The 13,950-nt window shown below is 31.9% G+C and carries 13 protein-coding genes and 2 pseudogenes; 2 read left to right on the plus strand and 13 right to left on the minus strand.

Going from position 1 to position 13,950, the window contains the following annotated elements; translation table 11 throughout:
- Window positions 1–268 precede the first annotated feature (268 nt).
- The 8 genes and pseudogenes from SB773_RS08970 to SB773_RS09005 all read right to left on the minus strand — a co-directional run bounded on the left by SB773_RS08970 (window position 269) and on the right by SB773_RS09005 (window position 9,356).
- The gene (locus SB773_RS08970; RefSeq protein WP_002127450.1) at window positions 269–862 is read right to left on the minus strand and encodes an SGNH/GDSL hydrolase family protein; all 594 of its coding nucleotides are present in this window, start codon (window positions 860–862) and stop codon (window positions 269–271) included.
- Window positions 863–1,031: 169 nt separating this feature from the next.
- A complete protein-coding gene (locus tag SB773_RS08975; RefSeq protein WP_410589597.1) occupies window positions 1,032–2,063 on the minus strand; it encodes a VanZ family protein in 1,032 nt (343 codons plus the stop codon).
- 162 nt (window positions 2,064–2,225) lie between these two features.
- Window positions 2,226–2,357 (minus strand): annotated as a pseudogene (locus tag SB773_RS08980) (Fic family protein); the annotation flags it as partial.
- Between the two features lie 89 nt (window positions 2,358–2,446).
- Window positions 2,447–3,604, minus strand: coding sequence for an acyltransferase family protein (locus SB773_RS08985; RefSeq protein ID WP_002032176.1), 1,158 nt, complete (start codon window positions 3,602–3,604; stop codon window positions 2,447–2,449).
- A gap of 142 nt (window positions 3,605–3,746) precedes the next feature.
- Window positions 3,747–4,262 carry a transglycosylase SLT domain-containing protein gene (locus tag SB773_RS08990; RefSeq protein ID WP_410589599.1) on the minus strand — a complete coding sequence of 172 codons (516 nt, stop codon included), beginning with the start codon at window positions 4,260–4,262 and terminating at the stop codon, window positions 3,747–3,749.
- Between the two features lie 754 nt (window positions 4,263–5,016).
- Window positions 5,017–6,330, minus strand: a complete 1,314-nt coding sequence (locus SB773_RS08995; RefSeq protein WP_060751863.1) for a D-alanyl-D-alanine carboxypeptidase family protein — start codon at window positions 6,328–6,330, stop codon at window positions 5,017–5,019.
- Window positions 6,331–7,356: 1,026 nt separating this feature from the next.
- Window positions 7,357–7,506 (minus strand): hypothetical protein, encoded by a 150-nt coding sequence (locus SB773_RS09000; protein ID WP_002069316.1) that lies wholly within the window; start codon window positions 7,504–7,506, stop codon window positions 7,357–7,359.
- A gap of 380 nt (window positions 7,507–7,886) precedes the next feature.
- Complete coding sequence (locus SB773_RS09005; RefSeq protein WP_410589602.1) at window positions 7,887–9,356, minus strand: aminoacyl-histidine dipeptidase; 1,470 nt, start codon at window positions 9,354–9,356, stop codon at window positions 7,887–7,889.
- A gap of 271 nt (window positions 9,357–9,627) precedes the next feature.
- Here SB773_RS09005 and SB773_RS09010 point away from each other — a divergent pair.
- Window positions 9,628–9,992 (plus strand): annotated as a pseudogene (locus SB773_RS09010) (DUF1093 domain-containing protein).
- Window positions 9,993–10,011: 19 nt separating this feature from the next.
- Here the strand turns inward: SB773_RS09010 and spoIISB are convergent.
- From spoIISB to SB773_RS09035, 5 genes are all read right to left on the minus strand, one after another.
- A complete protein-coding gene (spoIISB, locus tag SB773_RS09015; protein ID WP_002017052.1) occupies window positions 10,012–10,188 on the minus strand; it encodes a stage II sporulation protein SB in 177 nt (58 codons plus the stop codon).
- Between the two features lie 75 nt (window positions 10,189–10,263).
- Complete coding sequence (locus tag SB773_RS09020) at window positions 10,264–10,389, minus strand: hypothetical protein (RefSeq protein ID WP_000588712.1); 126 nt, start codon at window positions 10,387–10,389, stop codon at window positions 10,264–10,266.
- 112 nt (window positions 10,390–10,501) lie between these two features.
- Window positions 10,502–11,242: a type II toxin-antitoxin system SpoIISA family toxin gene (locus SB773_RS09025; RefSeq protein ID WP_410589604.1), complete on the minus strand. Its 741-nt coding sequence runs from the start codon at window positions 11,240–11,242 to the stop codon at window positions 10,502–10,504.
- 337 nt (window positions 11,243–11,579) lie between these two features.
- Window positions 11,580–12,317 (minus strand): 2,3-diphosphoglycerate-dependent phosphoglycerate mutase, encoded by a 738-nt coding sequence (gpmA, locus tag SB773_RS09030; RefSeq protein WP_410589606.1) that lies wholly within the window; start codon window positions 12,315–12,317, stop codon window positions 11,580–11,582.
- A gap of 153 nt (window positions 12,318–12,470) precedes the next feature.
- The gene (locus SB773_RS09035; RefSeq protein ID WP_002017049.1) at window positions 12,471–12,947 is read right to left on the minus strand and encodes a MarR family winged helix-turn-helix transcriptional regulator; all 477 of its coding nucleotides are present in this window, start codon (window positions 12,945–12,947) and stop codon (window positions 12,471–12,473) included.
- A 274-nt stretch (window positions 12,948–13,221) separates the two neighbouring features.
- Between SB773_RS09035 and SB773_RS09040 the strand changes: the two genes are divergently transcribed.
- Window positions 13,222–13,854 carry a type 1 glutamine amidotransferase family protein gene (locus SB773_RS09040; protein WP_410589608.1) on the plus strand — a complete coding sequence of 211 codons (633 nt, stop codon included), beginning with the start codon at window positions 13,222–13,224 and terminating at the stop codon, window positions 13,852–13,854.
- Window positions 13,855–13,950 lie beyond the last annotated feature (96 nt).

The following is a 13,950-nucleotide window of genomic DNA, read 5'->3' on the forward strand; positions in this document are numbered from 1 at the left end:
TTTAGCGAACGTTATCATTATTAGTGTTGTTTTAACAATTCATTTAAAATACCTTTTAGTTCACTTTCGCCAATTTCATCTTTTTTCTTTATAGATTATTGATACAAAAAAAGAATCCTTATAATAAGGATTCTGCAACAGAAAATAACAAAGATATAAACAATAAAAAGAATTACTTAAAGTATAATTTATAGGCACTCTATATCCTTCTTTTTCGCACCAAAAACCCCTGTACAGCATGCGACAGGAGTTTAGGTCATTCTACAGCTTATTTAAAAGAGTCGTGTACAGGCAAACTACTAAAAATCAATTCAGCAACTTTTACATATCCTTTTGAGTTTGGATGAATTAAATCCGTAGACCAAAGCGTATTGTCATTAACTAAATGATGATTCCAAAAGTCAACATGATGAAGCTTATACTCTCTACTCAGTGAAAGTATAACTTCATTTGCCTCTAATAATTGTTCTTTTAATACTTGTTTTTTTTCAGAAGGAAATGGAAGCCTAACAGTAAAATCTGGAAGGTTTGCTATAATAATATCAGCACCTGCTTTACTTAATGTATCTATCATAAATTCCATATCGTTCTTATATGCATGATGATTCCAACGTCCTTTTAAAACATCGTTTGCACCTGCAATTAGACTAACCAAATCTGGATTAAAAGTTAATGCCTGTTCCAATTGCTGTGAGCGAATTTCTTTAGTTACTAACCCACGTTTTGCAAAATTAGCATATTTTAAATCATCTACACACAGTTGAACAAAATGATCTACCCAGCTTTTTAATGCTATTCCCTCAACTTCATCCCCTATCCCCTCTGTAAAACTATCACCAATCGCTACAAATCGCTTCCACATATATAGTCCCCCTTTTTTGTTATTCATATCTACACTATACAATAGCCCACAGCGTAATTGTTCTTCTTAAATGTTTTTCAATTTCAATTAAATTCCATAGGAGATTTTTCAAATGAGCAAGACAACTCGATTAAACTATTTCACATGAACAAAAACATGAAAATCTACGTTATCTTCTCGCAGAAATAGGTTGAGACCAACTATCTTTCCCATTATCATTTAAGCGTACTTGAAAAACATATATAGGTTGAGAAAAGCCTTTTGTATCAGCGTAGTAATCTATATTATAATCTGTAATGACTAATGTATCACCTGCTTTGAAAGATATTATAGGATCAAAGTCTCCTTGTTTTAGTTTTTGAAATACTTCTTTGGGAGACAGAATTTCGACATCTCGAATATGTGATTTTTTTGTAACTGGCTCATTGTCATTAGGCATTTTTGTAATTTCCTCTTTGTAAACAGGCATTTTATTACCTTCGTCTTTTAACTCTATTGATGTTTTTATAGTGACATCAGTCATGTCTGTTTTTGTAATGGGATCTAAAGGCATATTCCCAAATTCCTTCATTTGATACGAAATCATTATTCCAAGTGCAACAAAACTTACTGTAATCGGAAGAAATAAATATTTGGTCATTTGTGTATCTGTTTCTTTTTTCTTCAACAATATAAGAACTATATTTAACATAGAATATCCTAGCATCATTCCTAAAGTATTATGAAGTAAATCGGCTAGTTCCATACTTCCACGTTGCATTGTAAATTCAAGGATTTCAATCAATAAACTTGCTATAATTGAGCTGATTAACATCCATTTTGTTTTTTGAAAAAAATTACTAAATAAAGGTAATAAAATTCCTAACGGAAAAAGCATACCTATATTCACAATGATATGGAAAAAAGAAGAAAATGAAAAGGTATTCCATGCTTTTTTATAAACACTAAGTACATCAAAGTCAATTGTTCTTGCGAAAGTTATATCATCTGGACGACCAAATGAAGTGGCTGATAATACAAGGGAATAATATCCTATTATCAATATAAACAATATAACTTGTTGTACGGTAAATTCCCCCCCTCCTTTACATACCTTTTTGTATACTACAAAGTAGCTAAAAACAAAAATGAGTAGTAACAAGAATGTGAGTTGTATTGTAGGAATTGCAAAGGTAACAAGTAGTTCGGAAATAAAATTCATTTTACACCTCTGTTTTTACGAATAAAATATTCAATAGTTTTATATAACATTTTAGATATAGATAGCGATGTGTTGTTACCCCTAATAATTATTAATACAGAATTAAACCTGTATACATTGAGCATTTCTTCCTCTTGAAACCAGCTTTATTTGACCAAGCAGCTACAAGGAAACTAGCGTTTTACTAATTGTACTTTCGGCTATGTCTGGAAAAACGTTACGAAGATTCTCTTTAGTAAGAGGATTTTTCGAGTTAAGTATAAAATTAAAAATTTGTTCAATTTTAGTATATTTATATAGAATCCGTAATTGACCGATTCCTAATATACTTAGGAATCGGTCATATTCGTATATTTACTAAAGAAATAAAATTCCTTCAAGCATTACACTTTTTTTCGAAAATTTGTTGTTCTTTGTTTTGCCCAGTTGATACATTTCTTTTCAATTAAATGATACGAAACTATAGAAAAAAGTATTGTCATTGAAATACACAAAGCAAGAAGGAAAAAGATAGGTATCTTTGTATACAAAAGTTTAAATAGTACCATCATGATTGGAAAATGACACAAATAGATACTGTATGAAATTTCTCCTAAGTATACAAATACACTCTTATTTAAAAATGCTTTCACTTTTAGGTTACTCATGGCCATTATTATAAATATACTAACACCGATTACGACACCCCAATCTTTTAATAAGAAAGTAGTATCATTACGGGAAAAACCATAAATTAAAATGGAATATAAATATAGAATAATCCCTAATGCAATAAGAAATCCTTTATTAAATTTTTTCATATTCCTATATAAGTAGATAAGCTTTTCCTGATGCTTAAAAAGTAACATTCCAACCATAAACATCGATGTGAAATGCAGTGTATCGGCATAACCATTATAAAATCCCTCTGCTTTCCCTATATGCAACATATTAAGGAAAACACTAATTAAAGAAAAGCTCAAAGCAAATAGTATCGTTTTCTTCCAACTCAGTTTATAAAAAAGAAGGAATAACAACGGAAACACAATAGATATACGCATTTCTTGAGCCAATGACCAGATAACTGGATTATAATTTTCCGTAAAAAAGTTATTAAGAAGCACAAAATGGTTTATAATATCTATTTTTGTTATAGACCCTTGCCACCTATCATAGAACCAATCCCGTAGTCCAGCCACTTCATACGGCGAGAACAAAATAAATAAAGCAAAGGTAATGATTATCCAAAAATAATAAGGAATATAGATTCGTACAAATCGCTTAATTAAATATCCCCAATAATTTGTTTTTGAATGATAAAGTGCCATAGATAACACAAAACCACTGAGTACATAAAAAACGATTACAGCTTCCCCGCCAGCCCATAAAAACCTAAGCGGAGAAAATTTAATAGAATTAGGCAACGATGGTAGCATTAAACAAAAATGTCCAAATACCACTGTCAGTGCCGCTAACCCTCGTATGGAATCTAATTCTTTTATTCTCTTACTCATAAAATGTTCTCCTTGTAAATTGTAGATTTTGCTGTTAATAAAGGCCACTATACTATTGTAGTGGGAGAATTATACATATTGTTTCTTTAAATTCCTAATATAAGCAGTACAAAGTTAATCTATGTATCTGTTTTAGGAAACTTTCGTATTTAGGCATAAGTTATATAATAATAGAAAGAAAAAAGAAATTTCATTCTATAAAATCATATTGTCGTTTAGAAAACATTTTAAAACTGTTTTCTAAACCCTCGTTATAGTCTGTCTGCTTATTTGTCCATTGAACACCCTTATTCCCAGGCCCCCCTGAGGTATTAGCAACATATTTTAATAGCTCTGGTCCTTTTAAATTTTGCTGTAAACCACGGTTATATGCATTTATCATATTAGATATTGCAATTCGAGTATTGGTTTCTGCATTTTTCAAATCTTCGTTCGTTAAATCTTTAGGTGCTAGTCCACCTCGATGAAGCTGAAACAGTCCAAATGATGTGCCCTGATCTCCAATTGCGTTTCGATCAAACTTACTTTCATGGAATGCAATAGATAAAGGAATCCATGGCGGTATACCATGCTCTATTGATATTTGTTGAATCGTGTCTCTTACTTTAACTCGGTTAGTATGATGGTCATATGCGTATTTTGTAAGATATAGCCCTCCTGTTAAAACTAAAATAAATACTCCACTTTTTATTAATGTCCCTCTCATCGACGTCACCTCACTTGTCAGTATCAAAGATTGTCACTAGTAATCCTATCTTTTGGGGATATTAACTCGTAATCATGTATCATTTTGTTATTGTTTGTTTCATTAATTACCGATTTTCAGGTGAAATTATTAGGGGGTTCCCTCCATATAACATTCGCTTTTATCACTTTCGGTACAATTTACTTTTGTATGGGAGAGCGTTTTCTCTGTATGGTACCGTACTTTTTTCTCGAATACCTTGCTTTTTTATTCGATTGAAATTAAAGAATAACTATATACATAGGGATACACGCTATAAAGAGATACTTAAATTTCTTTAAAAAATTCATTTTCTGGCCTCCATTTCTTTATATAAATAATTTAAAACAAAATATTTAATAGAAAGAAAAGATTTTATTAAATTTTTATAAAAGTTAATAACAGAAATAAGTACCAGGTATCGATTTTAATTGTCACTTGATGGAATAATGAATGTTTTTTCATCATGTAACTTTATTAAACTAACCTTGCACCAGAACCCTTTGAATCGAACAATTCATAATAAACGCCATCCTTTCTGTATATTTCTACAAAAAGAATAGCGTTTTTTGATTATATGGATACAAATTTATCTTAGCTTGATTGCAATATCGAAAGTTCCGAAGAACCAGATTTGAGAATTAATACACTCTTCAATTCCAAGCCATCCACATAAGAATCTATAATACTTTGAAACCTTTTATTTCAGGCTAATATTTAATTTTATCCTACAAAGTTAGCCTTTTACTATATCAACCGCGCTATTCCACATGCCGCTAAAGAAAGATCCTATTTCGCGCATTAAACGTGTAAACCAATTTGCTTGTTCTACTTCAGATTTTGTTACAAGGTCTACTTGTAATGATTTACCTGATAAGAACCCAGGATCTGTAATATCTTTAGGCGATATAATCATTTGACTAATTGTTACACCTTTTTTAATAGGCGCTTCTTGTTCTTTATTCGATACTTTAAATTCTTTTTTATAAACGTCTTTGTTGTCCTTTGGCATTGGAAGTGAAACAGCTTGCTTCGTTTGAACAACTACATCTTTGTCCTTTGCATTTGCTACTCGCACTGTTTCATGACCTTTTACTACTGAATCTTTTCCATAGACCTTCTTCACTTCAAAATTCGCAAATCCATAATCATATAATTTCTTTGTTTCATCAAAACGTGCTGTATGAGAGTTTGCTTTTATAACTACAGAGATTAGACGCATACCGTTTCTTTCTACTGTACCAGTAAAACAATCTCCGGCTTCTGGAGTAGTTCCTGTTTTTAACCCATCTACACCTTCGTATTGCTTAATTAAGCCTTTTAACATCCAGTTAAAGTTCGTCATATCAATCGGATACTTGCCACCCTTTTGGAATGTTTTTTTAGGGATTTTTGCTGTATCTAATATTTTCGGAAAATCTTGAATAAGACGTTGTGCTAAAATCGCACAATCTCTTGCGGACATTTTATTTTTCTCGTCTGGAGTTGTCCCTTCTGGGTGATGTCCTTTTAAATCATGGTTTGTTAAACCTGTAGAGTTTACAAATTTATAATTTTTCATTCCAAACTCTTTTGATTTATCGTTCATCATTTTCACGAAATTGACTTCTTTTCCAGCAATCTCTTCAGCTAAAGCAATTGTTGCACCGTTTGCAGAGTAAATTACCATTGCCTCATATAACTCTTTGACCGTATAAGAGCCACCATTTTCTAATGGAACGTTTGATAATGAGCGATCTTGCGAAATCTTATATGCATATTCAGAAATTTTAACTTTTTGATCCCATTTAAGTTTTCCTTTATCCACCGCTTCATGAACTAAGTATTCACTCATCATTTTTGTCATACTAGCAATTGCTAATAATTCATCTGCATTTTTTTGATATAAAATTTTTCCGGAATTTGCTTCTACTAAAATTGCTGATCCTGCTTCTACGTCTAAAACAGGGACTGTTTCCGCTGATGCTCTTCCAGATGTAACAACCATGCTACAAAATAGTGTAAGCACTGTTCCTATTGCAATAAATCTCTTGTAAAACATACCTTTCACTTCTGTTACCTCCAATATCTTTGTGCTCAAAAAAACGTTATTTTAACATAATCCTCCAAAAAATAGACAGTGTTATCAAATTCTATATACATATAAGACATTAGGATCGCTTTCATATAGACCATCTCATCACACCCTTTTAGGCGCACTGACACTTAGTATTCCCACACACATCCCTATTTTTAATACCCTTGTATTTTTCAAAATGATCCGTACTTTCATATTTTTTAGGATTACACTTAATAGACAATCTAAGTAATACATTTGTTCCACATTTACAAAAAAATAAAACCAGTGCGCCCCGATTAAATATCGAAACACACTGGTAGCTTAGCCGTTTTCTTATTATCTACTTGACAGGGTCTGTCGGTCTCTTTTCAAAAATTACTATATTTGCACCATTTGCTAGACTCATACCAAATATAATTACACAAGTCAAATTAACCAAGTTATAATAAATCCGAGAATGCGGACAAGAAAACCATTTTATATTTTTTTAAAACTCTTTATTTTTTTATTTAAATTACGGTACATGAAATTCACATGACACTTGTGTAGTAATACTTTCTCCTTATCAAGAGGATATAATATTACAGCAGCACTTTTACATAGGTGTAGCTTTTGAATAAAGTTTGATTAACTTAACTTAATAAACCTTGATAAAAGAGCGAATAGAAAAAGCGTGTTTTGAAAAAAAGATTGATCAAAACACGCTTTTTCTATATTCAATTGAATCATCCTTTTATAAAAAAGTTTGATGATTTTTGTGAACCTTACTCAATTAAAGCGCCCGACTGTGGTAGATACATTATCCTCAATTACTTCTTGGGGTAGCGTCAGGAAAATGCGGATTTACAACGCTAAGGAAATGTCACTTATTAAAAAAGCCGATTTCCATCTCAAGGAATCGACTTTTTAGTTCATTAAGTAAGAGGTTTGAAAAAATAGCCTGTATATATTTGAACGATGAATAACTTACCTATTTTCTTGTGTTTGTTTGCATTACATAAAGAAAAACATAACGTATTATTTATCTGTTTGTTTTTGCTTCTTTTTCAAATACTCCGCACGCAATTTTTCAAGTTGCTGCTTTTTATCAAATTTGGCAGGCGTCTGTTTTTCATGAAACTTTGCCACAGCTGCCTGACCTTTGTAATCCAATTGATATTTCCCCACTTTATTCACCTACTTTTCTTGTCTTTAAAGAGAATCTATTCAACAAATATAATATACCTTATTTTACTGAAGTAAACCTTATTAGTCAAAGGAACTTAAAGTAAAAAGCTTGATAATAAGGGGAAAACCAATCTAAAAAGTCGCTTTCCTTAGGTAAGGGAAAGCGACTTTTTGTGTAGTCTTATTCAATTAAATGGCCCGATTGTTGAAGAAAGAGATACTCTGCAAAATAGATCTTTTTATCAAACTTTATTTTAAATCAACAATAGGTAAATTTCTTGGCCATTATTTTGCTTCACATAAAATTCTATACAAAAAAGCAACCTATAAATTTTAAATTAAGGTGATAATTTATAGGCTGCTTTTTATTCCGTCTTTTATTACTTAGCTAATTCTTTCGTTCTCTGCATTACATCAACGAAAAATCCCCAGTTATTCACAACAGAAGAAATACTAATATGTTCATCTGGAGTGTGAACATTAAAGATATCTGGACCGAATGAAATAGCATCTAACTCAGGCATTTTTTGAACAAATACACTGCACTCAATTCCTGCATGTACTGCGAAGATTTCAGCATCTTTGCTGTATTTTTCTTGGTGCACTTTTTCGAATAAATTACGGATAGGCGAATTAGGATTATATGGCCACTCTGGATATTCAGACTCTTTTTCAAATGTTGCCCCTACTAATTCCGCAATATACTTAATTTCATCTACAATATGTTGTTTTAAACTACTTACAGAACTTCTCACTTCGCTTCGTAATTTAATCTCATCTTGCAGTGTTTGAATAACTCCTAAATTAGTTGAGCTTTCTACAAGACCTTTAATATCCATGCTCATACTTTGTATACCATTTGGAATTAAGAATAATGAAGAAATAAGCTGTTTTTGTGTTTCTTTAGAAAAGACTTTTTCCGCCTTTTCTTCTACTTTTGTAAGTGAAACATGAACATCCGGATCAACAGCACGTAGCTCTTCTTGTAACATACGTGTCCATGATTTTAGTTTTTCTTCTACTTGCTGTACATCTTCTGCACGTAATAAAATTGTAGCTACACTTTCACGCGGAATTGCATTTGTTTTTAAGCCGCCATGAACTTCACTCATATTAAACTGAATGTGAAGTGATAAATCACGTAAAACTCGTCCTAATACTTTATTCGCATTACCGCGTTGTTTATCAATTTCCAAACCAGAATGTCCACCTTTAAGTCCCCCAACATATAGTCGGTATGTGTCCATATCTACTGACGCTTCATCCCAAATCACTGAAATCGTTTCAACTGCTTTCGTACCACCTGCGCTACTCACTAGTAATTTATGATCTTCTTCAGAATCAATATTAATAAATATTTTTCCGTCAAAATGATTTGAATCAACAGCGAATGCACCGCCCATTGTCGTTTCTTCTTCAGTTGTAATAACAACTTCTAAAGCTGGATGCGGGATGTCTGTTGAATCCAATAATGCTAATGCATATGTAACGGCAATACCATTATCAGCACCTAAAGTAGTTTCGTTTGCATATAACATATCTCCAATAATTCTTAATTCAATTGGATCTTTCTCAAAATCATGAACTGTCGCTTGGTTTTTTTCACACACCATATCAGAGTGCCCCTGAATGATAATAGCTGGAACATTCTCATAACCAGAAGTAGCTTCTTTTTTTATAATGACATTTAACGCTTCGTCTTGAATAACTTCTAAATTACGTTCCTTTGCGAAACTCACTAAGTAATCACTAATTTCTTTTTCATTACCTGATCCTCTAGGAATCTTTGAAATTTCTGCAAAATGATAAAATACAGGGTGCTTTGTTAATTGTTCTAAAGTAGTATACATTTTTAAGCTCCTCTCCAATTGACAAAATAATATGTACGTCCTTTATTATTATACCATGATTCATTATTTTACTTTTATTTTAAGATTTCAAAAATTCATTATAACCTATTCATTCCATCCTCATATTTTTTAATTTAGTGTAAATAAGCTATACTCTTACAAGATTGTAAGAGTGCTGTAATCAAAATCGATTTTTCTATTTAAAAAATAACCGTATACTTTAAATACATAATTTAAAGGAGATAATGAAAATGAAAAATTTTCACCTGTTATTACACTAAGTTTATTATTTTGCAACTTAACTATCCGAAAGAGCTTCTCTAAATAGAATCGGTAAGGATGTATATTACATACAGATAAAAGGTGAAGGGTTTATTGAAAAGATAGAAGGTAGAAACTAACGGAACTACACATTGCCGGCATATGATGAAGATGGAGTAAGAAAACAAATTACATTTAGAAGTAAAAAACAATCAAACGATCAAAAATTAAATGAAAAGGAATTTTTTGTGCATTTATGTAGACCAAGAAAATAAAGATAAAAATGAAATATCATCGATTGAAGTAAAATCCTATGAAGAAATTCAAAAAGCGGATTTACCTTTAAAAGTAAAAGAAAAGTTTAATGCAAAATAAAAAATAAAGGAAAATGCTCTTATGCATTTTCCTTTATTTTTTTCACTCGAGCATATTTCGAACTATTACTATCCATAAGTTTTTCTAAACGATTTATATTTTCTGTTAATGCACCTTTCACAAGAGAGAAATCTGTATTTGATTCTTCTTTTTTAGTTTTAAAAAACGAAGATTTTTGAGCATTTACTTCTGCCATCTCTTCTCCCCCTTTTCAAAAAGATACAACCTTTTATTTATATTATATAGCAAATGCAGACAGAGTGTACACGTATCATTTTCTTTTTAATTCTTCTTCTAACTCTTCTACTTGCTGCAAAGTATCTCCTTTTATTAAAGAGAAATCTGTTGTATCTTCATTATCTTCTTTAAAAAAATCATTGTCATAATCTTTTATCACTACAATCACCTCTACGTGCTAGTGTAGGAATGATTGTCCAATTTTATACAAGCTTGTCTGAATTTGTTCTCCCTTTATGTATAGGTGAAAAGGACAGAAAAAGATTCTGTCCTTATTTACTAAAATAACTATGATGAATTGTTAAATTATATACATTTTCAAAATCTCGATCTTGAAGGTTATTTTTCTTCCCATCAATAACAATGAAAACATCACTAACTATTTTTGCTGGTATAATTCCGACATTTTCTACTTGCACCGCTTTCTGCTCATTCAATTGCTCGATGTGTTCTAATGGAACAATAATACTAAATTGAGAGCGGATACCACGAAAGTTTGTATTTAATTCCTTCACCGCTTCAAATACAACAATTTTCGCACCAATCTTTTCCCCATATGAATCTAAAAATGTGTTTAAGCTTTTTGTATATTCCTCTTCCGTATGCCATTCCATTGTCCCAAAGGCTGTTGGATTCACATTTTGAATAATTGTCGTATATATTTCTCCTCTTGCTTTTGAAGCAATTAATGACCTTTTAATTGATTGGACCGTCTTTCCAATATCGCTGAATTTTGCGCCCCATATTTCTGAAATATTTGGTGTCAAAATGAATGCAATATCAACGAAAATTACCATCGCAGCAAACATTAAAAGATTTTTCCAGAGGGTTAAATCTATTCCTTTTATCGTGAAATAAACTGTGACTGATGTTATGAACAAACCGTACCACGTTTTTCGAATTCGTTGTTTCTTCTCCTCGTACAACTCTTCATTTCTCCAATAAAAGAAAACAAGAACAATAAAGACGATTGCTAAAATAAATAAGCCAATTTGAATGTTAGAGATCGTCAATCACATCACCCTCCATTCCAAAACTACTCACGATACCATTACATGTACAAACAGCTCTCTTTATGACAAAAGACGTGGACAACCTTCTAAAGCTAGCAACATCGCATATACATTAGAAGCAGGCCACGTCTTTTATCCCGCATTAACGGGCAGTAACCCCCCCACCTCAAAATTCAGCGAAAGCAAAGACGTTAGGTGAGGGATCAACTGCCCATAAAAGCCCGATTGGTGAAGGCTAATAATCAGTGCGGGATGAACACCCTCCACTGATTAAAGTTTCACTTTATCATGAATCTACATTGTATATGTAGACAAGCATGCGTTTCAAATTTTCATCTTAAAAAGAAATATGTTTCGGAATTTCCCCTTTAGGTACTTCTCCATCCATACTTAAGTAATAATGACGAATCGGACGTAATTTTTCATCTAACTCATAAACAAGCGGAATGCTAGTTGGAATATTTAATGAAACCACACCATCACTTGAAAGGTTGTCTAAGTATTTCACTAGCGAACGAATTGTATTACCGTGCGATGAAATAATTACTTTCTCACCACTTTTTAATGACGGTGCAATTTCTGAATGCCAATAATCAACTACTCTTTTCTCCGTATCCTCTAAACATTCAGTCAATGGGAATTCATCTTTTTTTAACGTTTTATATCTTGGATTGTTCGCCTCATATCGAGGATCATCTTTAGTAAGTGCAGGCGGTCTCACATCTATACTTCTTCTCCAAATATGAACTTGTTCATCTCCATATTTTTTTGCAGTTTCGTCTTTATTCAATCCTTGTAGTGCACCATAATGGCGTTCATTCAACTTCCATGAGTTATGTATAGGGACCCAAGTGAGATCCATTTCATGCAGTACAATCCATAATGTACGAATTGCTCGTTTTAGTACCGAGGTATACGCAACATCAAATGTATATCCATTCTTTTTTAATATTGTTCCTGCTTCTCTCGCTTCACTTAATCCATTCTTTGATAAATCCACATCTGTCCATCCTGTAAATCGATTTTCAAGATTCCACAAACTTTGTCCGTGACGAATGAGTACAAGTTTTATCATTATAATTCCCCTCTCGGAAATATGAATTTTAAAATTTCAATACGTACACATATAAAGTTTTTGGCAATGTGAATTTTTTATCCATAGTTGCCAAATATACAGATAAAAATTTATGATTTTTCAAACTACAAAACAAGATACTGTTTCTATCTTTTATTCTACTGGTATTTCACGCTTAGACGTCCATGCATCAAATCCTGAACGGCTATTTGCCATTTCATTCATAACTTGATGCCAATTTTCTTCACATGATTCGCCAAACTGTGAGAAAATAGCTCCCATTTGTTCTCTTTGAACATCGCTCAGTTTTTTCTCTAAGTCTGTTCCTTCTTCTGTTAAAGACAGCTGTTTCACACGACGATCATGTGCAGCTTCATTACTCTCAATAAGTCCTTTATCTAACAGTTGGCGCAACGGTCCGTGAAGAGCTTGTTTACTTATTTCTAAAAGTGATAGCAGTTCATTTACACTAAGCCCTGGAAAACGAGCGATAAAAAACAGAATTCTATGATGTACACGCTGTATACTATACTCTTTTATTATTTCATCTGGTTTTTCTGTAAAAGTTTTATATGCAAAGTAAAATAATGCTAATGCCTCATTCATTTGCTCTTCTTTATGTTGTGTCATCTACTTTCCCCCTGTATGTAAATTATACCACAACTCAATTATGAATAATTAAGTTGGTATATTGAGCCTAATTTCTTCATTCTAAAACCAACAAATTTCAACTATTATATTTTTTGAAGGTTGTTTAATTCGTAAACCATACCTTCAAATAAAGTATCCAAATTATTTTTTAAAGAATTCTTAAGGAAATAGGTTAAATTCAAATGATAAATATTGTAAAATTTATTTATTAATATTTTTTTGAAAAACTCAATTGTGATTGGAGTGTTATTGTATGCAAACAAAAAAAGTTTATCTTTATGTATTTAATACGATGTCAGACTGGGAATATGGACATTTAATTGCAGAACTAAACTCAGGAAGATATTTCAAAAAAGAGTTAGCCCCTTTAAAGGTAGTTACAGTAGGAGCTAATAATGAAATTATTACTACGATGGGAGGACTGAACATAAAGCCAGATATTTCCCTGGATGAATGTACTCTTGAGAGTAACGATCTTTTAGTTTTACCCGGAGGGACTACTTGGGGAGAAAGCATTCATCACCCTATCTTGAAAAAAATTGGTGAAGCGTTAAAACTTGGTACGATTGTTGCTGCCATTTGTGGTGCAACTGAGGGACTAGCTAATTTCGGATACCTAGATTCTAGAAAGCATACAAGCAATGACTTAGAGTATATTAAAATGGTTTGTCCTAATTATAAAGGAGAAAAACTTTATAAAATGGAACCTGCGGTATGTGATGAAAATTTGATTACTGCATCAGGAGTAGCTCCTCTGGAATTTGCAATGGAAGTACTGAAAAAAATTGATGTATTTGCACCAGATACGTTACATTCATGGTATAACCTAAATAAGACTTATAAGCCTGAATACTTCTTCCAGTTAATGAATTCAATTACTAGATAAGCTGAAAAATTAAATTAGCAGTTTTATATTATATAAAAAACTTAAAAAGCACCCCTAAAGTCGTTATAAATACAACCGATGACGGTTGTAAAACAA

The sequence above is a fragment of the Bacillus sp. SIMBA_074 genome, assembly GCF_046534555.1.
GTDB classification, from domain to species: Bacteria; Bacillota; Bacilli; order Bacillales; family Bacillaceae_G; genus Bacillus_A; species Bacillus_A mycoides.